Annotated in this window: 24 protein-coding genes; 15 read left to right on the top strand and 9 right to left on the bottom strand. The window is 66.1% G+C overall.

Annotated features, from left to right (window positions below):
* Positions 1–266: 266 nt before the first annotated feature.
* Positions 267–1,778, bottom strand: coding sequence for a malonate--CoA ligase (locus tag D4Q52_RS08065; RefSeq protein WP_119856029.1), 1,512 nt, complete (start codon positions 1,776–1,778; stop codon positions 267–269).
* Positions 1,779–2,049: 271 nt separating this feature from the next.
* Between D4Q52_RS08065 and D4Q52_RS08060 the strand changes: the two genes are divergently transcribed.
* The 4 genes from D4Q52_RS08060 to D4Q52_RS08045 all read left to right on the top strand — a co-directional run bounded on the left by D4Q52_RS08060 (position 2,050) and on the right by D4Q52_RS08045 (position 5,163).
* The gene (locus tag D4Q52_RS08060; protein WP_119856028.1) at positions 2,050–2,631 is read left to right on the top strand and encodes a fasciclin domain-containing protein; all 582 of its coding nucleotides are present in this window, start codon (positions 2,050–2,052) and stop codon (positions 2,629–2,631) included.
* 216 nt (positions 2,632–2,847) lie between these two features.
* Positions 2,848–3,486 carry a cytochrome b/b6 domain-containing protein gene (locus tag D4Q52_RS08055; RefSeq protein ID WP_119856027.1) on the top strand — a complete coding sequence of 213 codons (639 nt, stop codon included), beginning with the start codon at positions 2,848–2,850 and terminating at the stop codon, positions 3,484–3,486.
* Between the two features lie 118 nt (positions 3,487–3,604).
* Positions 3,605–4,384, top strand: a complete 780-nt coding sequence (locus D4Q52_RS08050; RefSeq protein ID WP_119856026.1) for a molybdopterin-dependent oxidoreductase — start codon at positions 3,605–3,607, stop codon at positions 4,382–4,384.
* Between the two features lie 269 nt (positions 4,385–4,653).
* The gene (locus D4Q52_RS08045) at positions 4,654–5,163 is read left to right on the top strand and encodes a superoxide dismutase family protein (RefSeq protein WP_119856025.1); all 510 of its coding nucleotides are present in this window, start codon (positions 4,654–4,656) and stop codon (positions 5,161–5,163) included.
* Between the two features lie 139 nt (positions 5,164–5,302).
* Here the strand turns inward: D4Q52_RS08045 and D4Q52_RS08040 are convergent, their stop codons facing one another.
* The gene (locus D4Q52_RS08040) at positions 5,303–6,490 is read right to left on the bottom strand and encodes a YbfB/YjiJ family MFS transporter (protein WP_119856024.1); all 1,188 of its coding nucleotides are present in this window, start codon (positions 6,488–6,490) and stop codon (positions 5,303–5,305) included.
* Between the two features lie 216 nt (positions 6,491–6,706).
* Between D4Q52_RS08040 and leuB the strand changes: the two genes are divergently transcribed.
* On the top strand, positions 6,707–7,819 hold the full coding sequence (gene leuB / locus D4Q52_RS08035; RefSeq protein ID WP_119856023.1) for a 3-isopropylmalate dehydrogenase: 1,113 nt from the start codon (positions 6,707–6,709) through the stop codon (positions 7,817–7,819).
* Between the two features lie 173 nt (positions 7,820–7,992).
* Here the strand turns inward: leuB and D4Q52_RS08030 are convergent, their stop codons facing one another.
* Positions 7,993–8,397: a hypothetical protein gene (locus D4Q52_RS08030; RefSeq protein ID WP_119856022.1), complete on the bottom strand. Its 405-nt coding sequence runs from the start codon at positions 8,395–8,397 to the stop codon at positions 7,993–7,995.
* A 163-nt stretch (positions 8,398–8,560) separates the two neighbouring features.
* The gene (locus D4Q52_RS26205; RefSeq protein WP_147407773.1) at positions 8,561–8,884 is read right to left on the bottom strand and encodes a hypothetical protein; all 324 of its coding nucleotides are present in this window, start codon (positions 8,882–8,884) and stop codon (positions 8,561–8,563) included.
* 154 nt (positions 8,885–9,038) lie between these two features.
* Here D4Q52_RS26205 and D4Q52_RS08020 point away from each other — a divergent pair, with 154 nt between their 5' ends.
* Both D4Q52_RS08020 and D4Q52_RS08015 read left to right on the top strand, forming a co-directional pair.
* Positions 9,039–10,073 carry an aspartate-semialdehyde dehydrogenase gene (locus D4Q52_RS08020; RefSeq protein WP_119856020.1) on the top strand — a complete coding sequence of 345 codons (1,035 nt, stop codon included), beginning with the start codon at positions 9,039–9,041 and terminating at the stop codon, positions 10,071–10,073.
* A gap of 112 nt (positions 10,074–10,185) precedes the next feature.
* Positions 10,186–10,842 (top strand): MBL fold metallo-hydrolase, encoded by a 657-nt coding sequence (locus D4Q52_RS08015; protein WP_119856019.1) that lies wholly within the window; start codon positions 10,186–10,188, stop codon positions 10,840–10,842.
* A 69-nt stretch (positions 10,843–10,911) separates the two neighbouring features.
* Here D4Q52_RS08015 and D4Q52_RS08010 read toward each other — a convergent pair whose 3' ends face one another.
* The 4 genes from D4Q52_RS08010 to chrA form a co-directional block, all read right to left on the bottom strand.
* On the bottom strand, positions 10,912–11,328 hold the full coding sequence (locus D4Q52_RS08010) for a DUF1236 domain-containing protein (RefSeq protein ID WP_119856018.1): 417 nt from the start codon (positions 11,326–11,328) through the stop codon (positions 10,912–10,914).
* 132 nt (positions 11,329–11,460) lie between these two features.
* Positions 11,461–13,941 (bottom strand): PAS domain-containing hybrid sensor histidine kinase/response regulator, encoded by a 2,481-nt coding sequence (locus D4Q52_RS08005; RefSeq protein ID WP_119856017.1) that lies wholly within the window; start codon positions 13,939–13,941, stop codon positions 11,461–11,463.
* A 105-nt stretch (positions 13,942–14,046) separates the two neighbouring features.
* A complete protein-coding gene (locus tag D4Q52_RS08000; RefSeq protein ID WP_119856016.1) occupies positions 14,047–15,213 on the bottom strand; it encodes an extracellular catalytic domain type 1 short-chain-length polyhydroxyalkanoate depolymerase in 1,167 nt (388 codons plus the stop codon).
* 143 nt (positions 15,214–15,356) lie between these two features.
* Positions 15,357–16,727, bottom strand: coding sequence for a chromate efflux transporter (chrA, locus tag D4Q52_RS07995; protein ID WP_119856015.1), 1,371 nt, complete (start codon positions 16,725–16,727; stop codon positions 15,357–15,359).
* A 259-nt stretch (positions 16,728–16,986) separates the two neighbouring features.
* On the opposite strand from chrA, the gene D4Q52_RS07990 reads away from it, so the two are divergent.
* The 3 genes from D4Q52_RS07990 to D4Q52_RS07980 are packed head-to-tail and all read left to right on the top strand — an operon-like array spanning position 16,987 to position 18,494.
* Positions 16,987–17,448 carry a DUF2269 family protein gene (locus D4Q52_RS07990; protein ID WP_119856014.1) on the top strand — a complete coding sequence of 154 codons (462 nt, stop codon included), beginning with the start codon at positions 16,987–16,989 and terminating at the stop codon, positions 17,446–17,448.
* A gap of 17 nt (positions 17,449–17,465) precedes the next feature.
* Positions 17,466–17,939 (top strand): DUF2867 domain-containing protein, encoded by a 474-nt coding sequence (locus D4Q52_RS07985; protein WP_119856013.1) that lies wholly within the window; start codon positions 17,466–17,468, stop codon positions 17,937–17,939.
* A 42-nt stretch (positions 17,940–17,981) separates the two neighbouring features.
* Positions 17,982–18,494 (top strand): hypothetical protein, encoded by a 513-nt coding sequence (locus D4Q52_RS07980; RefSeq protein WP_119856012.1) that lies wholly within the window; start codon positions 17,982–17,984, stop codon positions 18,492–18,494.
* Positions 18,495–18,497: 3 nt separating this feature from the next.
* Here D4Q52_RS07980 and D4Q52_RS07975 read toward each other — a convergent pair whose 3' ends face one another.
* Positions 18,498–19,613: an FUSC family protein gene (locus D4Q52_RS07975; protein WP_119856055.1), complete on the bottom strand. Its 1,116-nt coding sequence runs from the start codon at positions 19,611–19,613 to the stop codon at positions 18,498–18,500.
* 155 nt (positions 19,614–19,768) lie between these two features.
* On the opposite strand from D4Q52_RS07975, the gene D4Q52_RS07970 reads away from it, so the two are divergent.
* The 5 genes from D4Q52_RS07970 to D4Q52_RS07950 all read left to right on the top strand — a co-directional run bounded on the left by D4Q52_RS07970 (position 19,769) and on the right by D4Q52_RS07950 (position 26,171).
* Entirely contained in the window at positions 19,769–21,133 is a 1,365-nt protein-coding gene (locus D4Q52_RS07970) for an MmgE/PrpD family protein (protein ID WP_119856011.1), read from the top strand.
* Positions 21,134–21,210: 77 nt separating this feature from the next.
* The gene (locus tag D4Q52_RS07965; protein ID WP_119856010.1) at positions 21,211–21,816 is read left to right on the top strand and encodes a PAS domain-containing protein; all 606 of its coding nucleotides are present in this window, start codon (positions 21,211–21,213) and stop codon (positions 21,814–21,816) included.
* A gap of 105 nt (positions 21,817–21,921) precedes the next feature.
* Positions 21,922–23,484, top strand: a complete 1,563-nt coding sequence (locus D4Q52_RS07960) for a class I adenylate-forming enzyme family protein (protein ID WP_119856009.1) — start codon at positions 21,922–21,924, stop codon at positions 23,482–23,484.
* A gap of 156 nt (positions 23,485–23,640) precedes the next feature.
* The gene (locus D4Q52_RS07955; RefSeq protein WP_119856008.1) at positions 23,641–25,059 is read left to right on the top strand and encodes a malonyl-CoA decarboxylase; all 1,419 of its coding nucleotides are present in this window, start codon (positions 23,641–23,643) and stop codon (positions 25,057–25,059) included.
* Positions 25,060–25,253: 194 nt separating this feature from the next.
* On the top strand, positions 25,254–26,171 hold the full coding sequence (locus D4Q52_RS07950; RefSeq protein ID WP_119856007.1) for a pirin family protein: 918 nt from the start codon (positions 25,254–25,256) through the stop codon (positions 26,169–26,171).
* Positions 26,172–26,212: the final 41 nt, after the last annotated feature.

Here is a 26,212-nt window from a genome sequence, read left to right as displayed (position 1 = left end):
CCCTCCCCCTTGCGGGGAGAGGAGCAGAGGCGCCTCGCGTCTTAATACTCGTTAGTTCGTTCGTCCGCCCCACTCCCCGTCATTCCGGGGCGCTCGCGTAGCGAGCGAACCCGGAATCCCGATGGGTTGGAAAAGAACTGGTGCGACACAACTTCTGGATTCCGGGTTCGCGCGTTTCACGCGCTCCCCGGAATGACGGCGTGTGGGGCTAAGCGAGTAGCCCGCTTCTACGGTCTGCGTCGCACAATGGGCACCGGCGGGCACAACTACTTATAAATATCCTTGTACGTCTCGCGCAGCACGTTCTTCTGGACCTTGCCCATGGTGTTGCGCGGCAGATCGTCGACGAAGATCACTTTCTTCGGCATCTTGAACTTGGCGATCTGGCCGTTGAGGCTGTTGATCACCTGCGCTTCGTCGATCGGTGCGCCCTTGGTACGCACCACGACGGCGGTGACGCCTTCGCCGAAATCGGCGTGCGGCACGCCAATGACGGCGGATTCGACCACGCCCGGCATGGCGTCGATCTCGCTTTCGATTTCCTTCGGATAGACGTTGAAGCCGCCGGTAATCACCAGATCCTTGCCGCGGCCGAGAATATGGACGTAGCCGCGCTCGTCGATCTTGCCGAGGTCGCCGGTGATGAAGAAGCCGTCGTCGCGAAACTCCGACCTGGTTTTCTCCGGCATCCGCCAATAGCCCTTGAACACGTTCGGGCCCTTCACCTCGATCATGCCGATCTCCCCGATCGGCAATTCCCTGCCGGTCTCGGGATCAGTGACGCGTGCCGCCACGCCCGGCAGCGCCGGGCCGACCGCGCCGGGGACGCGGTCGCCGTCATACGGGTTCGACGTATTCATGTTTGTCTCGGTCATGCCATAGCGCTCGAGCACGGCGTGGCCGGTGCGCGCCTGCCATTCGCGATGCGTATCGGCAAGCAACGGCGCCGAGCCGGAGATGAACAGCCGCATATGGCTGGTCGACTCCTTGGTCAGCCGCGGGCTCTGCAGCAGGCGGGTGTAGAACGTCGGCACGCCCATCAGCACGGTGGCGCGTGTCATCAGGTCGATGATCTTGTCCGGATCGAGCTTGGGCAGGAAGATCATCGCGGCGCGGGCAAACAGGGTGACGTTGCTGGCCACGAACAGCCCGTGCGTGTGATAGATCGGCAGCGCGTGGATCAGCACGTCGTGCGGCGTGAAGCGCCAATAATCGACCAACGTCAGCGAATTCGACGCCAGATTGTCGTGGCTCAGCATCGCACCTTTGGAGCGACCGGTGGTGCCCGAGGTGTAGAGGATCGCGGCGAGATCGTCGGCAGCGCGCGGCACGGTGGCGAAGTCCTCCTTCGCCTGCGCGGCCGCGTCGGTCAGCGAGCCTTGCCCGTCCGCACCGAGCGTCTCGACGCCGGCACCGACCTTGGCGGCGACCGCGGCGATGCCGTCGCGCTTGCTCGGATCGCACACCACCAGCTTCGGCTCGGCATCGCCGATGAAGTACTCGAGTTCATGCAGCGTGTAGGCGGTGTTGAGCGGCAGATACACCGCGCCGGCCCGCACCGTCGCCAGATATAGCACCAGCGCCTCGACCGATTTCTCGGTCTGCGCTGCAACGCGGTCACCGGGCGCAACGCCGCGATCGATCAGCACGTTGGCGACGCGGCCGGCGCGCGCCACCAGATCGCCATAGCTGATCCGGCCACCATCCGCGGTCTCGATCGCGAGTTTGGCGGGATCGTCGAGCCCGTCGAACAGGCGGGAAAATAGATTGGCGCTCATGGGAATGTTCCGTCAGGCTGCGGGAAGGCGCGATGCATAACAACAATGCCGAGCAGAGCGCAACGGATAGCACGCGGCCAAGCGGCAAGGAACGAGCCAGGCAGCGTTCGGTTTCGCCCTGCGACAAAAAAGAAATCCTGAAACGGCGATCAAACCCCTCCCGTAGCTCAGCGCGACAAGGCAATCCGCCCACGGCGCTGGCGCCGGCGCGGACCCGGTCATCCATTACCCGCTTAGCTCGCGGGGCCTTCAACCAAACGGGAGACGAAATATGTCCAAGCGAATTGCTTTTCTGTCCGCCGCCGCGCTCAGCGTGCTGACCCTCAACGCCGTGGTGACGGCGCCGGCATCCGCCGAAGACAAGATGATGAAGAAGAGCGCGATGAGCGGCGACACCGTGATGGTCGGCGGCGCGCCGATGTATCCGTCGAAAAACATCGTCGAGAACGCCGTCAACTCCAAGGATCACACCACGCTGGTCGCCGCCGTGAAAGCCGCGGGCCTGGTCAAGACGCTGGAAGGCAAGGGCCCGTTCACGGTGTTCGCGCCGACCAACGCGGCGTTCGGCAAGCTGCCGGCCGGCACGGTCGACACGCTGGTGAAGCCCGAAAACAAGAAGCAGCTCACCAAGATTCTCACCTATCACGTGGTGCCGGGCAAGCTGGCCGCTGCCGATCTCACTGACGGCAAGAAGCTGACCACCGTGGAAGGCGAGACGCTGACGGTGAAGCGCATGGGCGATACGGTGACTCTGGTCGACAGCAAGGGCGGCAGCTCGACCGTGACGATCCCGAACGTCAATCAGTCGAACGGCGTCATCCACGTCGTCGACACCGTGCTGATGCCGTCCTGATCGAACACCGGCCGCTCCTAACGTCCCCCGGGAGCGGCCGGATGAAGTGGCACCCACGCCGCTTCGCGAAGCGCGAGCCGCAGACCGGCTCGCGCTATCGTGATCAGCCTCACGGTTTATGCTGGCGATCGTGAGGGAGTGACCTTGACGAGGCGGGGTTATGGTTGTTTGAGCCGCCACCATATCTCGGACCATCCCGTTTCAGGATTGCAGCCGATGTCGAGCACGACGATCAGCGATGAGGCCCAAGCCACCGGCACGGGCGCCGCCGCGAAGATTATCCAGCCTGCCTGGGTGCGGATCATGCACTGGATCAACGCCGCCGCGATGATCGCGATGATCATGTCGGGCTGGCAGATCTATAACGCCTCGCCGCTGTTCGACTTCCAGTTCTCGCGTAACATCACGCTGGGTGGCTGGCTCGGCGGCGGGCTGCTGTGGCACTTCGCGGCGATGTGGGTGCTGGTGATCAACGGCGCGCTGTATGTCGCGCTCGGCTTCGCCACCGGCCGCTTCCGCCGCAAGCTTTGGCCTATCTCGCCGCGCGGCGTGCTGGGCGATCTGCGCAGGGCCGCGACGTTCCGGCTGTCGCATGCCGACCTCACCGTCTACAACTATGTGCAGCGGCTGCTGTATGTCGGCATCCTGCTGGTCGGCGTGCTGATCGTGCTGTCCGGCCTGTCGATCTGGAAGCCCGTGCAATTCCAGGCGCTGACTGCGTTGTTCGGCGGTTACGACACCGCCCGCTACGTACACTTCGCCGCCATGGCGGCGATCTGCGCGTTTCTGGTGTTACACGTGTTGCTCGCGCTGCTGGTGCCGAAAAGCCTGCGCGCGATGATCATCGGACGGTAGGCAATAAAGAGAGTTTCCCGTCATTGCGAGCGCAGCGAAGCAATCCAGATCCGATGCACTGAGCTGGATTGCTTCGTCGCTTCGCTCCTCGCAATGACGACGTGCAAGGAACGTGACCATGCTGCGTATCAAGCAACTTTTGATCCCCGGCGTCGACAAGAAGCTGCTGGTCAAGGACGCTGCCGCGCTGATGCCGGACGTGTCGCGCCGGCGGTTTCTCACCGGCGGCGCCAGCCTCGGCGCGCTGACGCTGCTGACCGGCTGCGACGTCGTCGACGGCGCTTCTGCCGAGACGCTGCTGGCGAAGGTGTCGAAATTCAACGACGCCGTGCAGGCCGCGATCTTCAATCCCAACACGCTGGCGCCGACCTATACGGAGAAGGAGATCACCCGACCGTTTCCGTTCAACGCGTTCTACTCGCTGGACGAGGCGCCGGACGTTGACGGCAAGGCGTGGGCGCTGGAAGTCACCGGTCTGGTCGACAACAAGAAGAGCTGGACTCTCGAAGAACTGAGCAAACTGCCGGAGGTGAGCCAGATCACCAGGCACATCTGCGTCGAGGGCTGGAGCGCGATCGGCTCGTGGAGCGGCACGCCGCTGCGCGATTTCCTCAAGCTGGTCGGCGCCGACACCAAAGCCAAGTACGTCTGGTTCCGCTGCGCCGACGACTACACCTCGCCGATCGACATGCCGACCGCGCTGCATCCGCAGACCCAGATGACCTTCAAATACGACGGCCAATTACTGCCGCGCGCCTACGGCTACCCGATGAAGATCCGGATTCCCACCAAGCTCGGCTTCAAGAATCCCAAATACGTCGTGTCGATGGAAGTCACCAACGACTACAAAGGCGGCTATTGGGAAGACCAGGGCTACAACTCTTTCAGCGGTCTCTAGGCCCCCAACCCACGCACCGTCACTAAACCACACCCCCGTCATTCCGGGGCGCGCGCTCTTCGCGCGCGAACCCGGAATCTCGAAGTGATGGAAAAGAACCAGACGCCGAGATTCCGGGTTCGCTCGCTGCGCGAGCGCGCCGGAATGACTCGCGGAGGGGCCTTGCCTCGCAGAGATATGTTTCCGTCACAGTGCCGCAGCTGATCGCGTGTTGGCGGCGTCATCGCCGCGGTGATAACCTCGCGCAGCAAACCAAACGGGAGGGACCCATGATTCGAGCCATGTTGTGCACCGCCGCGCTGATCGGCTTCACCGGCAGCGCGCTTGCGGCCGACACCGCCAAGGCGCTGTTGAAGAACGCCGAGGGCGCGCAGATCGGCACCGCCAGCCTCACCGAGGGCGCCAAGGGCGTCGCCATCAAGCTGACCCTGAAGGGCCTGCCGGCCGGCGAGCACGCCTTCCACATTCATGCGGTCGGCAAATGCGAGCCGCCGTTCACCTCGGCGGGCGGCCACTTCAACCCGGACAACAAGAAGCACGGCAAGATGGCCGAGGGCGGTGCCCACGCCGGCGACATGCCGAATCTCAACGTTCCGGCTTCCGGCGCGCTCGACGTCGAGATCACCAATGACGCGGTGACGCTGGCCAAGGGCAAGCCGAATTCGGTCTTCAAGGACGGCGGCACCGCGCTGGTGATCCACGCCAAGGCCGACGATTACAAATCCGATCCCGCCGGCAACGCCGGCGACCGCATCGCCTGCGGCGTGATTGAGCAGTAACCCCAGTCCCGTCATCCCGGGGCGCGCGGAGCGCGAACCCGGGATCTCGACGTTCTGGGCACGCCCCTTGGAGACCACGTCGTACCAACTTCTGGATTCCGGGTTCGCGCTACGCGCGCTCCGGACGGGGTGAGTTGGGCTAGTGGCGCAGCGGCCGCTGAAACGCCGACAGCAGCGCGCCGAGCGCCAGCGTGGCGGCCGACACCGCCAGTGCCGAGGACAGCGAGCCGATCGCGTCGGTGATGGCGCCGACCACCAGCGGGCCGAGCGTCTGGCCGATACCGAACGCGATGGTCATCGCGGCGATTGCCCCCGGCCACTCGGCCTGGCTGTAGTTCAGGCGCACGAAGGCGGTGGTCGACGCCACCACGGCAAAGAACGACACCCCGAACACCAGCGCCGAGATCGCCAGCATCGCGGTCGACAGCCCCAGCAGCGGCAGCGCCGCGCCGATCGCGTTGACGCCGAGGATGATGGTGGTGGACAGCCCGCCGCGGTGCAGCGCCATCACCCGCCGCCACACCCACGGCGTGACGAAGGCGCTGCAGCCGATCAGGCACCAGAACGCGCTCTGCGCGGCAGCGCCGCCGCCGGCGTCGCGCACATAGGCGATCATGAAGGTCATGTAGGCGATGTAGCCGGCGCCGAACATGAAGTAGCCGGCGAGATAAATCAGCACCGGCCGCACCCGGAAGCTCGCCGGGATCTCGCTGCTCATGCTGGCGTGGCTGTCGAGCGGCGCCAGCAGCAGCGGCAGCGTCATCGCGGCCGCGAGCGCCGCCAGCACCAGCCAGCCGATCCACCACGACCCCGGCCCGGCCGCCTGCAGCAGAAACGGCGCGATCAGTCCGGACGACAGGATGCCGATCCCGGGCCCCGCATAGAACAGGCTGAGCAGGAACGCGGAGCGCGCCGGCTGGGTCTGCGCCATGATGCTCGCGAGCGCCCCGCCGGCCACGAACGCCAGCGCCGCCCCGATCCCGGCGATCAGGCGCGCCGCCGACAGCAGCACGAAATTGCCCGAGGCCGCGCACAGCGCCAGCGACAACACGCAGGCCAGCGTGCCGGCGCGGACGATCGCCGACAGGCCGAAGCGCTGCACCAGCTTCGAGGTGATCAGCGCGCCGACCAGATAGCCGGCTGCATTGATGGTGTTCATGAAGCCGGCCGCCGAATACGACCAGGCGAGGCTGTCGCGCATGTCCGGCAGCAGCAGCGAATAGGCGAAACGGCCGATGCCCAGCCCGACCGTTGGGGCGAGCGACAGGATCAGGATCAGGCGCGCGACATTCGCGGGCGCCGCCTCGGTGCGGTCGAGCAGGGTCAACGGGATGGGTCTCCGGCACCGCCATTGTGGCAGCGATTGCCCCGCAACGGCAACAACAGCCCCGGCAACACTGTCTTGCCAACGCGGCAACGGCGCTTTAGCACTCGGCCCGCAATTCCCACCGACCGTCATGCCCGGGCCAGACCCGGGCATCCATCATCTTCGCAAGATGGATCGCCGGGTCGAGCCCGGCGATGACGCCTGTAAGGACACATCATGGCGACGCATAAACTGCTCCTGCTCCCCGGCGACGGCATCGGCACCGAAGTGATGGCCGAAGTCAGCCGGCTGATCGATTGGCTGAACCAGGCCGGCATCGCCAAATTCGAGACCGAGCACGGCCTGGTCGGCGGCGCCGCCTATGACGCCGACAAGGTGGCGATCACAGACGCCACCATGGCGCTCGCTCAAGCCAGCGACGCGGTGATCTTCGGCGCGGTCGGCGGCCCCAAGTGGGATGCGGTGCCGTACGACGCACGCCCCGAGGCCGGCCTGCTGCGGCTGCGCAAGGATCTGGCGCTGTTCGCCAATCTCCGCCCGGCGGTGTGCTACCCGGCGCTCGCCGAGGCCTCCAGCCTGAAGCCGGAAGTGGTCGAAGGCCTCGACATCATGATCGTCCGCGAGCTGACCGGCGGCGTGTATTTCGGCGAGCCGAAGACCATCACCGATCTCGGCAACGGCCAGAAGCGTGCGGTCGACACCCAGGTGTACGACACCTATGAAATCGAGCGGATCGGCCGGGTCGCGTTCGACCTCGCCCGCAAGCGCCGCAATAAGGTCACCTCGATGGAGAAGCGCAACGTCATGAAGACGGGCGTGCTCTGGAACGAGGTCATCACCCAGCTCCACCAGCGCGACTACAAGGACGTCCAGCTCGAGCACCAGCTCGCCGATTCGGGCGGCATGAATCTCGTCAAGTGGCCGAAGCAGTTCGACGTCATCGTCACCGACAATCTGTTCGGCGACATGCTGTCCGACATCGCCGCGATGCTGACCGGCTCGCTCGGCATGCTGCCGTCGGCCTCGCTCGGCGCCACCGACGACAAGACCGGTAAGCGCAAGGCGATGTACGAGCCGGTGCACGGCTCGGCGCCCGATATCGCCGGCAAGGGCATGGCCAATCCGGTGGCGATGCTGGCCTCGTTCGGCATGGCGCTGCGCTATTCGCTCGACATGGGCGATCTCGCCGACAAGCTGGACGCTGCGATCGCGGCTGTGCTCGCTAAGGGCCTGCGCACCGCCGACATCAAGAGCGAAGGGTCGAAGGTCGTGTCGACCAGCCAGATGGGCGAAGCCATCGTGGCCGAGCTGCAGGCGCTGCACGGATAAAGGCGATGCGGCTCGTCTATCGCCTCACCTTGTAGGGTGGCGCTGAGCGAAGCGAAGCCCACGCGGACGCGTTCAACGCGTGGGCACGGCGCTTCGCGCCTTTGCCCACCCTACGGTCCATAAAAAATGCCCGGCCGGAGCCGGGCATTTTCGTATCGATATGTCGCCGCCGCTCAGTACAGCGGGAAGCCGGTCGGGTAGCCGCCGAGATCGGACGGCGGGTTGAGCGGCTGCCGATCGATCGGGCGCTGGCCGTTCTCGCGGGCGAAGGAATAGCCCGGCGGATTGGCATAGTCGGTGAACTTGCGGTCGCCCGGGAGCACTTCTGTGCCGGCGTCGAGCCACGAGCGCTTGGTGATGTAGACGCGGGTGCGCGGACCGGACTGGTACGATACGTTCGGACCGCGGTCGCCGTAGCGAACCTGATCGCTCGACCGATAGACCCGCTTCTTGGAAGCCTGCTGCGCGTCTGCGGAGGGGATGCCGGTGGCGATCACGGCCGCCGTCGCGAGCAGCACCGCAAACGTCTTGACCGACGTTTTGGCGGCCGTCCTGGCGGCATTGAGTTTCAGGGTCATCGGGTCCTCATCGACAGACGCATTGCGAATTCCGCCTCTTTGTAGCCGCGCCTGTGGCATTGCCACAAGGTCAATCGGGCAACACCGTGCGCAATAATGCAATCCCGGCCCCGCCAGAATGTTGCATCGATTCCAGCGCGTTAATGCATCCCGCGAATCGCTTTCAGATCGCGCCCCGCAGTCCGACAGGCCGCGTGCCGAGCGGCGCACCACCGGACGAATCGCTGCGGGCGCTGCCGGAAGCCCGGACAGCGTCCGTACCAGCATCGTTGGCGAGATTGATCCGGCCTGCAAATGCGTCGGTCGCGGCCGTGATCGCTAGGTCGGTGAGCGCCGGTGCGGCGGCGACGACGGCACTGCCGATCAACGCCAGAGCACCTACATAGACCAGAAGCCCGGTCAGGGTTCGGAGACAGTCGTCTCCAAAGCCGGGGAGCGCCGCATGGCTGCGGGGGGCCTCGGCCCGGCGGGTCGGGTTGGATCGCATCGGCAAAGCTCCGGGCGAAGTGGCGCAGATGGCGGGTGCGGCGAGTGCCGCAAGGCAGGTATCAAGTTGTGTTGCGGGCGTTTCTCGCATAGAAGCGCTGGCTTCTCCTTTCCGCGTCAGGGCGCGGCGGGCGAATTTCTTCGGAGAGTCAACGATGGGTTACAAAGTCGCGGTGGTCGGTGCGACCGGCAATGTCGGACGCGAAATGCTCGGCATTCTGGACGAGCGCAAGTTCCCGGCGGACGAGGTGGTGGCGCTGGCGTCGCGCCGCTCGGTCGGCGTCGAGGTGAGCTACGGCGACCGAACCCTGAAATGCAAGGCGCTGGAGCATTACGACTTCAGCGACGTCGACATCTGCCTGATGTCGGCGGGCGGCGAAGTGTCGAAGGAATGGTCGCCCAGGATCGGCCAGCAGGGCGCGGTCGTGATCGACAATTCGTCGGCGTGGCGGATGGATCCGGACGTGCCGCTGATCGTGCCGGAAGTGAACGCCGCGGCCGCCGCCGGCTTCACCAAGAAGAACATCATCGCCAATCCGAACTGCTCGACCGCGCAGCTCGTGGTGGCGCTGAAGCCGCTGCACGACCACGCCAAGATCAAGCGCGTCGTCGTCTCGACCTATCAGTCGGTGTCGGGCGCCGGCAAGGATGCGATGGACGAACTGTTCTCGCAGACCAAGGCCGTCTACACCAACGACGAGCTGGTGAATAAGAAATTCCCCAAGCGGATCGCCTTCAACCTCATCCCGCAGATCGACGTCTTCATGGAAGACGGCTTTACCAAGGAAGAGTGGAAGATGGTGGTCGAGACCAAGAAGATTCTCGATCCGAAGATCAAGCTCACCGCCACCTGCGTGCGGGTGCCGGTGTTCGTCAGCCATTCGGAATCGGTCAATGTCGAGTTCGAGAATCCGATCACCGCGGACGAAGCGCGCAGCATCCTGCGCAACGCGCCGGGCTGTCTGGTGATCGACAAGCACGAGCCGGGCGGCTACGTCACGCCGTACGAAGCCGCCGGTGAGGATGCCACTTACATCAGCCGCATCCGCGAGGACGGCACGGTGGAGAACGGCCTCGCCTTCTGGTGCGTCTCCGACAATCTCCGCAAGGGCGCGGCGCTGAACGCGATCCAGATCGCCGAAGTGCTGATCAACCGCAAGCTGATCACCGCCAAGAAGAAAGCGGCGTAGTTCGCGATCGTTGGCTGCATGGCCTGGCTCGACCACGTCGAGCCGGCCATGCAGGACATCTTACGGACACCGCGGTTTTGACTTGCCTGCCGCCGCAGGGCATTCTGGTCGCATGACCGAAACCCAGACCAAAGCCAAAGCCGGCGCCACGATCATTCCCGTCACGCCGTTTCAGCAGAACTGCACGCTGCTGTGGTGCGAGGCCACCCGCAAGGCGGTGGTAATCGATCCCGGCGGCGATGTGCCGGAGATTCTCGCTGCGATCGAAAAGGTCGGCGTCAGCGTCGAGGCGATCTGGCTCACGCACGGCCATATCGACCATGTCGGCGGGGCCGCCGAACTGCGCGAGGCGCTCAAGGTGCAGATCATCGGCCCGCATCGCGACGACCAGTTCCTGCTCGAGAATGTGGTGAACAGCGGCCGCAGCTTCGGCATCGACGGCGTGCGCGACGTCACCACGGATCGTTGGCTCGATCAGGGCGACAGCGTCGAAATCGGCGAGCTGAAATTCCAGGTGCTGCATTGCCCCGGCCATTCGCCGGGCAGCGTGGTATTTTTCAACGAGGCGATGCGTTTCGCGCTGGTCGGCGACGTGCTGTTTGCCGGCTCGGTCGGCCGCACCGACCTGCCGGGTGGCGACCACGCCACCCTGATCGCCTCGATCACCGACAAGCTACTGCCGCTCGGCGACGACGTCGGCTTCATCTGCGGCCATGGCCCTGGATCGAGCATCGGCCAGGAACGCCAGACCAACCCGTTTCTGACCTGAACGGCGCGTGACAAACGAACAGGCGGGCCGCTCGGCGACCCGCCTATCACGTCATTGCAATGCCAGTGATTAGTCGATGATCTCGACCACGCGGTGGGTGCGCGGTTCGACCAGAACGGTGCGGCCGTTCACCACGGTGTAGCGATACTCGCGAGCGGCAGTGAAGCGATCCGGCACTTCGTAGTAGGTCACGCCTTCGGCCGGCAGAACGGCGCCGACGCGCAGTTCGTCACGATAGGTATAGGACGGACGGCGCTGCTCGACGACGTAGGAGTGGAAACGCGGACGATCGTCGACGCCGAGAATACCGCTGACGCCGCCGACGACGCCGCCGATGGTGCCACCTACAACCGCGCCGAGCGGGCCGGCTGCGCGTTCGCCTTCACGCGCTCCGCGTTCGACGCCGCCCGGGACGCCCTGGGCGTTGGCAACGGCAGGGGCGGCAAGCGCGAGGATCACCGCGGCGGTTCCGATAAAGCGTTTCATGAGTTTCGTCTCCGTGTTCGGGAATGCGCACCGACAAGTCGCCGCATCGAAAACGGTTCCGGCCTCGCCGCCGAGTTGGTACGCTAAAATTCAAAGCAGTTAGCCGAGGCTGAACAAGCGTTCAGACTGGAACTACTTGGCCACCAATGCGCGAACGCGTGTCAGCAAATCGCCGAGGTCGAACGGCTTGGTAATCAGCTCCATGCCGGCTTCGGCGATGTCTTCGGTCATGGCGGCGCTCTCGGCGTAGCCGGTCATCAGCAGCACCTTCAGCTTCGGCCGAGCGAGCCGCGCCTGGTCGGCGAGCTGCCGTCCGTTGAGACCCGGCAGGCCGATGTCCGACAGCAGGAGATCGATCGACGTGTCGGCCAGCAGGATCGCCAATCCCGACGGCCCGTCGATGGCTTCACGAACGTGATAGTCGTGATCGCGCAGCATCTCGGTGATGACGCCGCGCACCACCGCTTCGTCTTCGATCACCAGCACGGTCTCGCCGCGCGCGGCGGGTTGCTCCGGCCGGATCGCCGGATCGGGCCGCAGCTCCGCTTCGCTGCCATCGCGCGGCAGATACAGGGTCACAGCCGTGCCTTCGCCGAGCTTGCTGGTGATGCTGGCATGGCCGTGCGATTGCTGCGCGAAGCCGTAGATCATCGACAGCCCGAGACCGGTGCCCTGCCCCAGCGGCTTTGTCGTGAAGAACGGATCGAACGCCCGGGCGGCGACCTCCTCGCTCATGCCGGTGCCGCTATCCGCCACGGTCAGGCAGACGTAGTCGCCCGGCTCCAGCGCCGGCATTTCGGCCGCATCGAAGCTGCAGTTGCGGGTGGAGATCGTCAGTCGTCCGCCGTTCGGCATCGCATCGCGCGCATTGATGGCGAGGTTGAGCAGCGCGCTTTCGAGCTGGTTGGGATCGCAAAGCGTCAGCCATACGCCCGGCGCCGCCATGATCGACAGATCGATCGCCTCGCCGATGGTTCGCCTCAGTAGATCTTCCAGCGACACCACGAGCTGATTGACCTCGACCGGCTTGGGTACCAGCGGCTGGCGGCGCGCGAACGCGAGCAGCCGATGCGTCAGTGCAGCGGCCCGGTTGGCGGAGGTCATCGCTGCGCCGATGTAGCGGCCGATATTGTCGAGCCGCCCCTGCCCGAGCCGGGTCTGCATCAGATCGAGCGAGCCGACGATGCCGGTCAGCAGATTGTTGAAGTCGTGCGCGATGCCGCCGGTGAGCTGGCCGACCGCCTCCATCTTCTGCGACTGCCGCAGCGCCTCTTCGGCGAGGCGTAGCCGCTCGGCGGCGGCCTTGTCGGCGGTGATATCGCGCGCTACCGCGTAGATCGCCTCGGCATCGGCGACGCCGGTCCAGGACAGCCAGCGATAGCTGCCGTCCTTGTGGCGGATGCGGCTTTCGAACCGCACCGTGCCGCCGGTGGCGAGCCGGCCGAATTGCCGCCGCGTGATTGCCTCGTCGGCCGGATGCTCCAGCCATTCAGAAGTCCGGTCGAGCAGCTCATCGGCCGCCCAGCCCAGCGTCGCCGTCCAGGCCGGATTGACCGTGCGCCACACACCGTCCTGCCCCGCGACCAGCAACAGGTCCTGTGAAACGTTCCAGATCCGATCGCGCTCGCGGGTCTTCTCCTGCACACGCTGTTCGAGCGTGGTGTTGAGCTGCGCCAGCTGATCGGCCAGCCGGCGCGCGGCCTCCTCGCTGGCCTGCAGACGCTGCTCGGCCTCGACTTGTTCGGTGACGTCGATATGGGCGCCGACCAGCCGCAGCGCCTTGCCGTCCTCGTCGCGCTCGATCACCGAGCGTACCGAAATCCAGCGGATTTCGCCGTCGCTCGGCCGGACGATGCGATAGCGCGCCAGGTAGTCGCGCGTCGTGCCCCTCACGGCCTCGACAAATTGCCGCTCGGTGGCTTCGCGATCTTCGGAATGGACGCGCCGCACCCAATCCTCGTGGGTCTCGTTGGTCGCATCCGGCGGCAGGCCGTGGACCAGCAGATACTCTGGCGAGCGCCGGTTGCGGAAGCCGGATCGCAGATCGACCTCGAGCCCCCCGATCCGACCGATCTGCTGCACCCGCGCCAGCTCGGCCTCACGGTCGCGCAGCTGTTGCGATGCCAGCACGTCGCCGGTGACGTCGCGGCAGACCACCAGCACGCCGCCCACCTTGCCGTCCTGATCGATCGGGCTGAACCCATAGGTCCAATAAATGTCTTCAAGCCGGCCATGGCGCAGCACCGGCACCAGTTCGTTCTCGCGCCAGATCGGCTCGCCACCGCTCAGGGTCTGCTCGATTTTCGGCTTCAGCGAGTCCCAGAACTCCGGCCAGCAGTCGCGGGCCCGCTGACCGAGCGCGCTGGGATGACGCTCCGGCCCGATCAGTTCGCGATAAGCGTCGTTGTAGAACTGGATGAGCTCGGGGCCCCACCACACCAGCATTGGATGGTGCGTGTTCAGCACGATGCGCAGCGCGGTGCGCAGTCCCTGCGGCCAGCCCTGCGGCGGCCCCAGCGGCGAAGCCGCCCAATCATAGGCACGGATCAGCGCGCCGAGCTCACCGCCGCGGGTCAGGAAGTCCGGAATGTGGGAAGGCTTCGGGTCCAGCATCTGACAGGAGAAGGGTCGCGCCCCTGGCGGTCACCCTAACACCGTCCACCGCGCCTGCAAGCCATGCCGGCAAGGCGGAACTCCTAAGTTGGTCCCGAAGCGTACTTATTTGATCAGGCCAGCCGCCGTAAGGGCGCGGGTGATGACGCCGTTGACGTCCAGACCGCGACGATCGCGCGGTGGCGTCTGCGCACGGCCTGCCGCACGGGCTCGTGCGGCGCCCGAATGGCTCTCTGCGACAGGCTCGCGCTCCGGTTTCGGCGCGGCCTTCGCCACCGCTTTGCGGTGATGAACGCGGCCGGTGAGGCCGAAGAAGGCGGCGATGTGGTGCGACGACGAGATGCCGGCGTCCAGCAGATACGGCCCGGGAACGCCGAATGCTTCATCATTGGCGCGGCCGAGCGGGGTGCCGTGAGCCATGTTGGTGATGGTGTATGACTCCACCGTGGGCTCGCCGCTGGAGTTTGCCCACACTTGATGCGGAAAGCCGTCGACCTTGCGCTGCTTCGTTGGTGCTTCGGGCAGACCGTGCAGATCGAGCCACTGCCGCACCAGGGCGTCGGCATTCTTGTCGTTGACGGTCCGGTCGGCACTGCCGTGCCATACCGACAGCTTCGGCCACGGCCCGCGATGCGATGACGCCTTGCGGACCAGGTCACCGAGCTGACGCGCCGAATGCTGCGACGGCTGCCGCATTTCCTTCAGCGCCTGCCGTACATTGGTGGCGACGCCGTAAGGCAGGCCGGCGATCACGGCACCGCCGGCGAACACGTCCGGATAGGTCGCCAGCATCACCGCCGCCATCGCACCACCGGCTGACAGGCCGGTGACGTAAATCCGGGCACGGTCGATGCTGTGATGCTGCGCCAGATGCTCGACCATCTGCCGGATCGAACCGGCTTCGCCGTGATCGCGGTGAATGTCCTCCGGGACGAACCAGTTGAAACAGGCATTCGGATTGTTGGCGCGCTTCTGCTCCGGCACCAGCAGGGCAAAACCGTAACGTCGCGCCAGCGTCGACCAGCCGGCACCGATGTCGTAGCCCGCCGCCGTCTGGGTGCAGCCATGCAGCACGACGACCAGAGGGATGCGTTGCGACAGTCCCTCGGGGACGAACGACAGCATCCGGAGGTTGCCGGGATTGGCGCCGAACTCCGCGGTTTCGAGCAGCGGGCTGGCGGCCGCGGCGGCTCCGCTGTGACCCTCCAAGCCACTGAGAACGTTTGCTTTCGGCAGATTGGCGAGGAAGTCGATGGTATGTTTAAGCGACACGGCAGCTCCTGATCGGTCAGCCCGCAGGCGCAAGCTCATATAGTTGCTGCACTGCAATATGGAATGGACCCGACGCTGATTGTGCCCGGGTGACGCAGTGCAGCATGAAGAACTCGCCGGCGGGATAGTTCCCGCAACCCTGCTCAGATCAATCCGACGAGATGCAGGCCAAGCCCGGTACCGGCGCACAACAACAGCACGGCAGCGGTGCCGGCCCTCAAATAAAACACCGCCACCATCGCGGCCGCGGCCAGCGCCGCCGCCCACGGATCGAAGCTGGTCAGCACCGGGACGTCGAGCCACAGTCCGGCAACCGGCAGCTTCCGTACCTCGTGGAAGATGGTGTGAAGCGCGAACCACAGCGCGAGGTTGAGCATCACCCCGACGACCGCCGCCGTAATGGCCGCAAGCGCTGCCGACAGTGCCGCGTTGCCACGCAGCCGCTCGATGTAGGGTGCGCCAAGGAAGATCCACAGGAAGCACGGCGCGAACGTCACCCAGGTGGTGAGCAGGCCGCCGAGCACGCCGGCTGCCACCGGCGGCAACGCCCCGGGCGCCCGATAGGCCGCGACATAGCCGACGAATTGCAGCACCATGATCAGCGGCCCAGGCGTCGTCTCCGCCATGCCGAGGCCGTCGAGCATTTCGCCGGGGCGCAGCCAGCCGTAGTGATCGACCGCGAGCTGGGCCACATAGGCCAGCACCGCGTAGGCGCCGCCGAACGTCACCAGCGCCATCTTGGAAAAGAACACCGCGAGCTGGCTGAAGACGTTGTCCGGCCCGAACGCGATCAGCAGCGCCGCCACCGGTGCCAGCCACAGCACCAGCCACACCGCCGCCACGCGCAGCGGCTGCGCGGACGAACTTGCTGCCGCCACCCGTTCGTCGTCATTGCTGCCGTCGGTGACCACCCGCGCCGGCATCCAGCCGATGCGGCTGCCGAGCCAGCCGATCAGTCCGGCGCCGAGCACGATGAGTGGAAACGGCACGTCGAAAATCATGATCGCCAGCAGCGCCAGTACCGCGAGCGCCCGCATCAGTGGCGTCTTCAACGCCCGGCCGCCGACCCGCGCCACCGCCTGCAGCACGATCGCCAGTACCGCCGCTTTCAGGCCGAAGAACAATGCGGCCACAAAGCCGAGCTGGCCGAACGAGATGTAGATGACGCTGAGCGCCATGATGGCAATCGCGCCGGGCAAAATGAACAGGCCGCCGGCGATCAGTCCGCCGCGTGTGCCGTGCATCAGCCAGCCCAGATAGGTGGCGAGTTGCTGGGCTTCCGGCCCGGGCAGCAGCATGCAATAGTTCAGCGCATGCAGAAACCGCTCCTCCGACACCCAGCGCTTCTCATCGACCACGATGCGGTGCATCACGGCGATCTGCCCGGCGGGACCGCCGAACGATAAGAGCGCGATCCGCAGCCACACCGTCGTCGCCTCGGCGAGCGAGACGCCATGCTCAGGTGTCGCGGATGAACGAGGCTCGGAAACGGCTGTGGTCAAACGCGCACTCATCAGTTCGCCGCGATCGAAGCAACTCGGAACGACACGATGTCGCGTCCGGCGACGCTAACAACTCCGCCCCGAAGGCTCAACCGTCACCACCGCGCAAGCCTCGACGTCTGCCCGCGCCAGCACCGGGCCGTCGCCGCGCAACGAAGGTCGATTTGACAACCGCTCCGAAAACCCCGAGCAGATCATGGCGCCGCGCTCGTCTGATGGCGGCGCGGCGCTGACCGGCAGGCCCGGACCGGAGTAAATGTTGTCGGACCATATGTACGACGTCTTCAAGTTTCTCCACGTCGTCGGCGTGGTCGTGCTGGTCGGCAACGTCACCATCACGGCGTTCTGGAAAGCGTTTTCCGACATGACGCGCGATCCCAAGATCGTCGCGCACGCCCAGCGCGGCGTCACCGTGTCGGATTTCATCTTCACGGTGATCGGCATCGTGCTGGTGATGGTCGGCGGTTATGGCGCCGCGCTGGTGCGCGACGTGCCGCTGTTCGGCTCGTTCTGGCTGGTCGCCGGACAGATTCTGTTCGCGGTCTCCGGGATGATGTGGCTCGGCGTGCTGATTCCGCTGCAGATCCGCCAGGCCCGGGCCGCGCGCGGCTTCGCTGATGGCAGCCCGATCCCCGACAGCTATTGGCGGGACGCCCGGCGCTGGCTGGTGTGGGGCATCGTCGCCACCGTGCCGCTGGTCGCGGCGATCTTCGTCATGGTGATCAAGTTCTGAACGCCAGGGAAGGTGCGATGACCGTTCAGGAAATCCGTCCGACCGTCGACCGCGACGCGGTGCTGCCCGGCGCCGGGTTCGTCGACGCCTTCAGCATCGGCATCGGCGGGCGAGCCCTCGATGCCCGGACGGCTGCGACACGGATGATCGAACGCGGTCCGCAGTGGATCGGCATCCTGATGCGGCTGCGCAATCTCATCGTGGCGCCGTTCGGATTGAAGAGACCGCAGCCGAACCCGCCGGGTGGAAGTGACACGATCGGCATCTTTCCTGTGAAAAGCGAGACGCCGCAGCGCCTCGTCGCCGGTTTCGACGACAGCCATCTCGATTTCCGTCTGGTGATCGAGATTGACGGCGATGCATCCGGCCGCCGCGTTGTCGCCTCGACGCTGGTGAGGACCAACAATCGGCTCGGCCGGATCTATCTGGCGACGATTATGCCGTTTCACCGGCTGGTGGTGCGTGCCATGCTGCGACAGCTCGCGGATTGATCCCGAGGCGGAACTTCAGGGAACGGCAACGGTTGGCGCAGCGTGGATTCTGACACCGACAATAGTGCTGGCGTATCGCCACCCGACGAGCGCACCGCAGCACTGGCGCGGGCGTTCGACAGCGCCTGGGAGCGCTTCATCGAGATCGAAGGCTCGCGCGCCGACACCGACGACAACCGCAAGCGGCTGGCGGCCCGGATCGTGGCGCTGGCGCGCGCCGGCGAGAGCGATGAAGACACGCTGGCGCAATCCGCACTGATCCATTTGTGTGTGCTGGAAGAAGCGGCCCGCCTCGGCAGCAAACTCAAGACCGCTGTCGCACCACCGGTCGCTCCGCCGCCCGGCGAGGCAGCGCCGACCCCGCACGCGTTCAGCCCGCAGGTGGTGGCGGCGATGTCGCAGGCGCTGGAGCGCTGCGTCGAAACACTGCCGCTGCAGACCCCGTCGAGCGTGCTGCAATTCCTCTCCGACCGTATCCTCGAACACGCCTCGCGCGGCGAACACGACCCGGAGCGGCTCAGCGAACTGGCGCTGGAAGCGCTACGCACGCGCTGAAACTCAGGCGGCGCTCGCGGACCCCGCAGGCCGGGACTTCGCCCACTCGCCGACGCGCATTTCCAGATCGACGAAATTCTGCCGCAGCTGCTCCATGGCGAAGCCGAGCGCGAAGAACCGCTCCAGCTGATCGCTCGGAAGTCCCCGCGTCAGCCCGTCCTGCCGCACGGCCTGGACCTCCGCCGCATAAGCGTCGAGCGCCGCGGTAACGGCGCGCAGCGGTGGCGGCGGCGAGCGGTCGCGCAGCGCCGCCGCGCTGGCGGCGAGATGCAGCGTCGCCGCGGAGCGGAATGACTCCAGTGACGGACCGAGACGGTCTTTCAGCGGCGGCGGCAGCGGCGCCGTGACGGCGCGGCCGACCATCACCAGATCGTGCCGCAGCCGCAGCAGCGTGCGGTTGAGCGGCGCGAGATCCGGGCCGGTCGACAGGCCGGTGGCGCGCTCGTGCTCGGCCTCGCCGCCGATCGCGGTGAGCTTGACCAGCGATTCGCCGATACCGTCCTGCAACCGGTGCAGCGCGTTGGTATCGAGCCCCTTGGTCAGCCCGTTGAGCAGTTCACCGAGCGCGACCGCCATCAGGTCGAGCGCACGCGCCGCAGAGCCGAGCGCCAGCCCCTGGGCTCGGGACGGCAGCACCAGGAACGACACCAACAGCCCCGTCAGCGCGCCGACCGCGACTTCCAGCACCCGGTCGATCGCCGAATCCAGCGGCGCCACCTTGGTCATGGTTGGCACCAGCAGCACGATGATGGCGGTGACGGTGGCGACGTTGAAATAGGGCTTGATGGCGGTAAGCAGCGCCAGCGGCGCCACCACCAGCGCCAGCACGCCGAGCAGCTCCAGCTCGTTGTGGTGCGGCAGCAGGATGGTGATGGCACCGCCGTAGATCGCGCCGCCGATGGTACCGACCAGGTAGTCGAACGCGATCTGCACCGAGCGGCCGACGCTGAGCTGGGTGACAATGATAGCGGTCAGCACCGCCCACAGCGGCAAGTGCAAATGCAGCGCCTGAGCGACCGCAAGCGCCAGCAACGACGCCAGCGTGACGCGCAGCGCCAGCCCCCATTGCGGCCGGCGCGGGCGCCACTGAGCGGGATATCGAGACCAGAACGGCTTCATGCTGAGGAATCGCGACGGCTGGAGCTTCGGCTGACAGAGCATAGCGTCCGCTGCAGCGCAATTGCGGCCGCGGCGCAGGCCCGCCGTGCGGCGGCGTGGCTTGAACCCAGTCGCCGGCCCGCCTAACGTGCGCGCAAAACAACAGGGAGCCCCCGATGGCCAACGAGACCGCCACGCTTGCCGCCTACGTCGCCGCGCTCAAATTCGACGACATCCCGCAGGACGTGCTGGCCCGCGCCAAGCTGCTCACCCTGGATTTCCTCGGCAGCGCGATCCGCGCCCGGCGCGACGCCGAATCCACCCCCGCGCTGCTGGCGACCCTGCAGGCGCTGTCGCTCGACACTGATGGCGACGCCACCGTGTTCGGCGACGCCAAGCGCCGCACGCCCGCCGTGGCCGCCCTGCTCAACGGTGCGTTCGGCCATTCGCTCGATTTTGACGACACCCACGCCGATTCCTCGCTGCATCCCTCGGCGCCGGTGGTGCCGGCCGCCTTCGCGGTCGGCGAACTGGTCGGCGCCTCCGGCCGCGATGTGCTCACCGCAATCGTTGCCGGCTACGAAGTCTGCTGTCGGCTCGGCAACGCGCTAGACCCGACCTCGCATTACGCCCGCGGCTTCCACCCGACCGCCACCGCCGGCACCTATGGGGCGGCCGCGGCGGCCGCCAAGCTGTACGGCCTTGGCGCCGAGCAGATCGTCTCGGCATTCGGCGTCTCCGGCAGCCAGGCCGCCGGCTCACTGCAATTCCTGGTCAACGGCGCCTGGAACAAGCGCTATCAGGTCGGCGCCGCCGCGATGAACGGCGTGGTCGCCGCGACGCTGGCCAAGAACGACTTCCTTGGCTCCAGCGAATCCGTCGAAGGCATTCACGGCCTGTTGGTCGGCTACACCGATACGCCGCATCCGGACAAAGCGGTCGCCGATCTCGGCAGCGTCTACGAGACCATGAAGATCGGCGTGAAGCCATATCCGAGCTGCCGCTACACCCACGCGGCGATCGACGCGCTGATCGCGATGCGGTGTGAGCACAATCTGACGCCCGAGCAGGTCAAGAAGGTCGAGGTCGGCCTGCACCGCAACGGCATCACCCTGACCGGCGACGCCGCCACCAAGCGACACCCGTCCTCGATCGTCGGCGGCCAGTTCTCGATGTTCTTCACCGGCGCGCTGGCGCTCGACCAGGGCAGCTTCGGCTGGGACGATTACAGCCGGCTCGGCGACCCCGCGATCGACGCGCTGGCCGACCGTTTCGACGTGGTTCAAGACTCCCGGCTCGAGGGCAAGACCCATCCGTTCGGCGCCCGGGTCTCGATCACCACCGAGGACGGCGTCCATGAGCGGATCTACGCCGATCCGTCGGGCGAGCCGAATTCCTTCCCGTCCGATCAGGCGATGGCGCAGAAATTCCTGCAGCTCGCCCGCCCGGTGCTGAACGGCGGCGCTCAGACATTCGCCGACGCGATCCTGACGCTGGAGCGTTTCGGAAAGGTGTCAGAGGTCACCGGCTTGGCGCGCTGACGCGCCAAACTCCAGGTATTGACTTACTTTCAATCCTGAGTAGCTAATTCGGCTCGTACAATTGCGTGGGGCGGGCCATGCAGCGGTTCGTTTGCGAACAGAATATTGCGCATTTCGGCCGCCTGCTCGGCGAGGCCTCCGATTCGACGCTGCGGCGGACCTTGCTGATGCTGTTGTCGTCGGCGAAGCGTGAACTGGCGCTGCTGAACTCGCAGATGTCCGGCGCCAATCTGTCGCCGGTGCCGCCGAAGCGGCCGAACGGCGATCTGGCATCGGTGATCGGTCAGCTCCGTCCGAACTTCGAAACCTCGCCGCATCCCTACATGCTGATCGACCCCGGCCCGGGGCTGAAGATCATCGATATCAACAACGCCTATGCGCGCGCCACCTTTGCCAACCGCAATGACATCATCGGGCTGCCGCTGTTCGATGTCTTCCCGGACAATCCGGCGATCGACACCGCCGACGGCGTCAGCAACCTTTACGCATCGCTGAGTTCGGTGGTCGAGACCGGCCAGCCGCACGCCATGCAGGTGCAGCGCTACGACGTCCGCGACACTACCGGCAACTTCGTCGAGCGCTATTGGCAGCCGATCAACACCCCGGTCCACGACGCCGACGGCCGCCTGATCTGCCTGCTGCACCACGTCGAAGACGTCACGGCCGAAGTGCTGGCGAACTAATTCGCGCAGCGTTAGTAAGCGGCACGTATTGTCGCTGCTCACGATCGCACTGCAGCAACACGTTTGCTGGACGTATCCGGTATTCGACGGGTAGCGTCGGCGATCATGCAGAGCGCTCGCAACATCAAGATCCGCACCCCGTTCATCGAAACCCTCAGCGACCTGTTCATCCGCTCGGCGCAGTGGCGCGGGCGTGATGAATTGTTTGTCGATGACGCCGACCGCATCACCGGCAGCGATGCGTTCGATCAGGCCCGCGCGCTGGCGCAGGCCTATGTGAGCGCCGGTGCTGCGCCGGGCAGCGTCGTGGCGTTTTTGTGCCGCAGTTCGGCGCGGCATGCGGTGGCCTGGTTTGCGGCGCCGCTGAGCGGGCGGATCGCGTCGAGCCTGCATGTTCGCGAGACGCCGGAGCGGCTCGGCGAGGTGCTGGCCTGGCTCGGCGCCGCCGTGCTGGTGCATGATGCGGATCTGGCGGCGCTGGCCGGCGAGGCGATCGCGCGCGCGGGCCGGCCGATCGCGCGGATCAGTCTCGGCGCCGGTGACGGCGTTGCCGACGACTACGCGGCGGCGGTGGCGGAGGCTGCGCGCTACGACGTGCTCGCGGCGCCGCCGCAGCCCTCGGACATCGCCGCGATCGTGCTGTCGTCGGGCACCACCGGCCGGCCTAAGGGCATCATGCACAGCCAGAAGACGCTGCTGGAAGCCGCCAAAGGCGGCCAGGTGACGATGGGCCCGATCCCGCCGGAGGGCGCGACGCTGTTGTACATGCAGCCGTCGTTCGCGGCCTGGGCCATCATCGTGCTGCCGTTCGTTGCCGCCAAAGCCAAGGTCTGCTTTGGCCAGGTGTTCACCCCGCAGGCATTCCTCGAATCGGTACAGCGCGAGCGAATCTCGATGGCGCCGCTGGTGCCGACTATGTGGCGAATGGTGTTCGATGCGAAGCCTGAGGCTTACGATTTGTCTTCGCTGACGCTGGTGACGATATCTGGCGAAGCGCCGGCGCCGACCGACGTGCGCACGCTGTACGACAAGTTCTGCCGCAACATCGCCTGCATCTATCTGTCCGGCGAAGCCTTCACCGCATCGGCCGTGATCGCCGGCACAACCGACTTGATGCAGCGGGGCAAGATCGGCTCCAGCGGCCGGCCGGTGGTCGGCGCCGACGTCTGCATCCTCAACGGCTCGTTCGACGACGTAGCAGCGGAGGGCGACAGCGGCGAGATCGCGGTGTCCGGCCCTTCGCTGGCGATCGGCTATTGGAAAGACCCGGAGCTGACGCGCGAGAAGTTCCGAGATGGCTGGTGGCGCTCTGGCGATCTCGGCCGGCTCGATGCCGACGGGTTTCTCTGGGTGACGGGGCGGATCGACAACGTCATCAACAGCGGCGGCATCAAAGTCTCCGGCGAGGAGATCGAGCATGCGCTGCTGACGCATCCGGCGGTGGCGCAATGCGCCGTGGTCGGCCAGCCCGATGCGGCGATCGGGCAGCGCATCGAGGCGTTCATCGTCCCGCGCGGCGATTTGCCGCCCGCCGCCGAGCTCGGCGATTACTTGCGGCGGCATCACCATTTCGCCGGCTTCAAGGTGCCGAAGCATTTTCACGCCGTGCCGGAGCTGCCGACCGGCCCGACCGGCAAACTTTTCCGCCGCGCCTTGCGCGCGCCCTGACCCGTTGATCGACCGAATGGTGCGCCGGCGCTCGCCACGCCGATCACGAAGCCGTGCCCGAACCGAGTGCGGCGTGAAGCGTCTGGAAGACGTAACGCGGACTGATTATGATTTCGCGACGCACTCTCATCTATCGAAACTGCGGGGACACGTCATATGGCAGCGACCGTCGATCGCGCGTCGGAATTCCTTGGCGGGCTGTTCACCAGCCTCACCGAGCGCGGACGCAGCCTGTTCAAATCGCACACCCATCAGCCGAAGAGCAAAGAGGAACTGATCGCGCTCGGCGAAACGTTGCTGTCCCGCCGCGGCGAGGCCACCGGCGTCGCGCTGGCGAGCACGCTGTTGTCCGGTTACGACAACGCCGAGGAGCCCGACCAGATCGGCTTTCTCGATGCGCTCGCCGAACAGTTCGGCCCTGATCTCGCGCAGCTCACCGCCGCGGTCGAAGCGTTCCACATCAGCGGTGCATCACCGGACGCCGCCGGGCGTCTGCTCGAAGCTGCCGAACCGCGCCGCCAGGAACTGATCCGCCGGCTCAATCTCGCGCCGGGCGGCACCGCGTCGCTGGTGCGGATGCGCGAGGGCGTGCTGCGGCATCTCGGCGATCATCCGCAGCTCAAGCATGTCGACGACGACTTCGTGCATCTGTTCACCTCGTGGTTCAATCGGGGCTTCCTGGTGCTGCAACGGATCGACTGGAATACGCCGGCGAACATCCTGGAAAAGATCATTCGCTACGAGCAGGTTCACGCCATTCACAATTGGGACGATCTGCGCGCACGCCTCGCGCCGGCGGATCGGCGCTGCTACGGCTTCTTCCATCCGCAGCTGGTCGACGAGCCGCTGATCTTCGTCGAAGTCGCGCTGACCTCGGAGCGACCGGGCGCAATCGCGCCGCTGCTCGACCTCGACCGCGAGCCGATCGCGCCGAAGGACGCAACCACGGCGGTGTTCTACTCGATCTCCAACACCCAGAAGGGCCTCGCCGGCATCTCGTTCGGCAACTTCCTGATCAAGCAGGTGGTCGAGGAGATCAAGCGCGAGCTGCCCAACGTGCAGAGCTTTGTCACGCTGTCGCCGGTGCCGGGCTTCGCCAAATGGCTGGCGCGCGAACGCGCCAACCCCGATTCGGTGCTGCTCGACGCTTCGGCGCGCGCCGCGCTGGAGGTGCTCGACCGGCCGAACTGGTTCGAGGATCAGGACATGGCCGATCACATCAAGCCGCTGCTGCTGCCGCTCGCGGCCGCTTACTTCCTGCAGGCCAAGAACCCGCGCGGCCTGCCGCTCGACCCGGTGGCGCGCTTCCATCTCGGCAACGGCGCGCGGCTCGAGGCTCTGAACTTCCTCGGCGACCGCTCGCCCAATGGTATGCGGCAGTCGCACGGACTGATGGTGAACTATCTGTATGCGCTCGGCGAGATCGAGGCCAACCACGAGGCCTTTGCCGAACGCGCCCAGATCGCCGCCGCCTCCGCGGTGCGCAAACAGCTGCCGTCGAAGCCGCTGACCAGCGAGCCGCGCAAGACCAACGGCAAAGCCTCCGCCCCGCTGGCGATCGCCCCGCCGGCGTGACACGTACGCGGACTTTGTGATGCGGGCGCACGTCGTCACAAACGCCGTCATGCCCGGCCTTGTGCCGGGCATCCACGCCTTGATGCGGGAGAGACGCTGAAGGCGTGGATGGCCGGGACAATCCCGGCCATGACGGAGTAACAAGTTGACCGAGCCGCGCGTATCGCCGGCTGTAGGAAGAAAGAGGTCCGACCATGAGCTGGATGCCATCGATCGATCCCGAGCTCGGCGATCCGCAGACCTGCGACGCGCTCGATCTCGTCATCGTGCCGCGCACGCGGGACCTCGGCGACGGCTTCGCGGTGCGCCGCGCGCTGCCGCACGGCAAGCGGCAGATGGTCGGGCCGTTCATTTTCTTCGATCACTTCGGCCCGGTGCAGTTCATCGCCGGCAAAGGCATGGACGTGCGGCCGCACCCGCATATCGGGCTCGCCACCGTCACCTATCTGTTCGACGGCAAGATCATGCACCGCGACAGCGAGGGCAACATCCAGGAGATCGCGCCCGGCGCCATGAACCTGATGACCGCCGGCCGCGGCATCGCGCATTCCGAGCGCACGCCCGATGTCGAACGCCGCGACGGCCAGGCGATGCTCGGCCTGCAGAGCTGGATCGCGCTGCCCAAAGGCAGCGAGGAGATCGCACCCTCCTTCCAGCATTTCGCCGCTGCGACGCTGCCGACCATCGAGACCAGCGCCTTCACCGCCCGGGTGATCGCGGGCAATGCGTTCGGCAAGTCGTCGCCGGTGACGATGGTGTCACCCTGGTTCTACGCCGAGGTCACCGCCCGCGCCGGCACGTCGGTGCCGCTCGATCCCGACCACGAGGAGCGCGCGATCTATCTGGTCGACGGCGAGATCGAGATCGCCGGCGACCGCCATGTCGGGCCGCAGCTTTTGATCTTCCGCCCCGGCGACCGCATCACCGTCCGGGTCAAGACGGACACCCGCATGATGTTTCTGGGCGGTGACGCGCTGGAAGGGCCGCGCCACATCTGGTGGAATTTCGTCTCGTCCAGCAAAGAGCGCATTGAACAGGCCAAACAGGACTGGAAAACCGGCCGTTTCGACGCCGTTCCGAACGAGAGCGAGTTCATTCCGCTGCCGGAGTGATAAACTGGCGCTCCCGATTGTTGCGCACCGCCGTCCGGCGG

Origin of the sequence: Rhodopseudomonas palustris (assembly GCF_003591005.1) — a bacterium.
Taxonomy (GTDB): domain Bacteria; phylum Pseudomonadota; class Alphaproteobacteria; order Rhizobiales; family Xanthobacteraceae; genus Rhodopseudomonas; species Rhodopseudomonas palustris_K.
This window is presented reverse-complemented; position numbering and strand designations above follow the sequence as displayed.

Coding starts and splice junctions, on each gene's coding strand:
- D4Q52_RS08065 (WP_119856029.1), bottom strand. CDS start 1,778: ATGAGCGCCAATCTATTTTCCCGCCTGTTCGACGGGCTCGACGATCCC.
- D4Q52_RS08060 (WP_119856028.1), top strand. CDS start 2,050: ATGTCCAAGCGAATTGCTTTTCTGTCCGCCGCCGCGCTCAGCGTGCTG.
- D4Q52_RS08055 (WP_119856027.1), top strand. CDS start 2,848: ATGTCGAGCACGACGATCAGCGATGAGGCCCAAGCCACCGGCACGGGC.
- D4Q52_RS08050 (WP_119856026.1), top strand. CDS start 3,605: ATGCTGCGTATCAAGCAACTTTTGATCCCCGGCGTCGACAAGAAGCTG.
- D4Q52_RS08045 (WP_119856025.1), top strand. CDS start 4,654: ATGATTCGAGCCATGTTGTGCACCGCCGCGCTGATCGGCTTCACCGGC.
- leuB (WP_119856023.1), top strand. CDS start 6,707: ATGGCGACGCATAAACTGCTCCTGCTCCCCGGCGACGGCATCGGCACC.
- D4Q52_RS08030 (WP_119856022.1), bottom strand. CDS start 8,397: ATGACCCTGAAACTCAATGCCGCCAGGACGGCCGCCAAAACGTCGGTC.
- D4Q52_RS26205 (WP_147407773.1), bottom strand. CDS start 8,884: ATGCGATCCAACCCGACCCGCCGGGCCGAGGCCCCCCGCAGCCATGCG.
- D4Q52_RS08020 (WP_119856020.1), top strand. CDS start 9,039: ATGGGTTACAAAGTCGCGGTGGTCGGTGCGACCGGCAATGTCGGACGC.
- D4Q52_RS08015 (WP_119856019.1), top strand. CDS start 10,186: ATGACCGAAACCCAGACCAAAGCCAAAGCCGGCGCCACGATCATTCCC.
- D4Q52_RS08010 (WP_119856018.1), bottom strand. CDS start 11,328: ATGAAACGCTTTATCGGAACCGCCGCGGTGATCCTCGCGCTTGCCGCC.
- D4Q52_RS08005 (WP_119856017.1), bottom strand. CDS start 13,941: ATGCTGGACCCGAAGCCTTCCCACATTCCGGACTTCCTGACCCGCGGC.
- chrA (WP_119856015.1), bottom strand. CDS start 16,727: ATGAGTGCGCGTTTGACCACAGCCGTTTCCGAGCCTCGTTCATCCGCG.
- D4Q52_RS07990 (WP_119856014.1), top strand. CDS start 16,987: ATGTACGACGTCTTCAAGTTTCTCCACGTCGTCGGCGTGGTCGTGCTG.
- D4Q52_RS07985 (WP_119856013.1), top strand. CDS start 17,466: ATGACCGTTCAGGAAATCCGTCCGACCGTCGACCGCGACGCGGTGCTG.
- D4Q52_RS07975 (WP_119856055.1), bottom strand. CDS start 19,613: ATGAAGCCGTTCTGGTCTCGATATCCCGCTCAGTGGCGCCCGCGCCGG.
- D4Q52_RS07970 (WP_119856011.1), top strand. CDS start 19,769: ATGGCCAACGAGACCGCCACGCTTGCCGCCTACGTCGCCGCGCTCAAA.
- D4Q52_RS07965 (WP_119856010.1), top strand. CDS start 21,211: ATGCAGCGGTTCGTTTGCGAACAGAATATTGCGCATTTCGGCCGCCTG.
- D4Q52_RS07960 (WP_119856009.1), top strand. CDS start 21,922: ATGCAGAGCGCTCGCAACATCAAGATCCGCACCCCGTTCATCGAAACC.
- D4Q52_RS07955 (WP_119856008.1), top strand. CDS start 23,641: ATGGCAGCGACCGTCGATCGCGCGTCGGAATTCCTTGGCGGGCTGTTC.
- D4Q52_RS07950 (WP_119856007.1), top strand. CDS start 25,254: ATGAGCTGGATGCCATCGATCGATCCCGAGCTCGGCGATCCGCAGACC.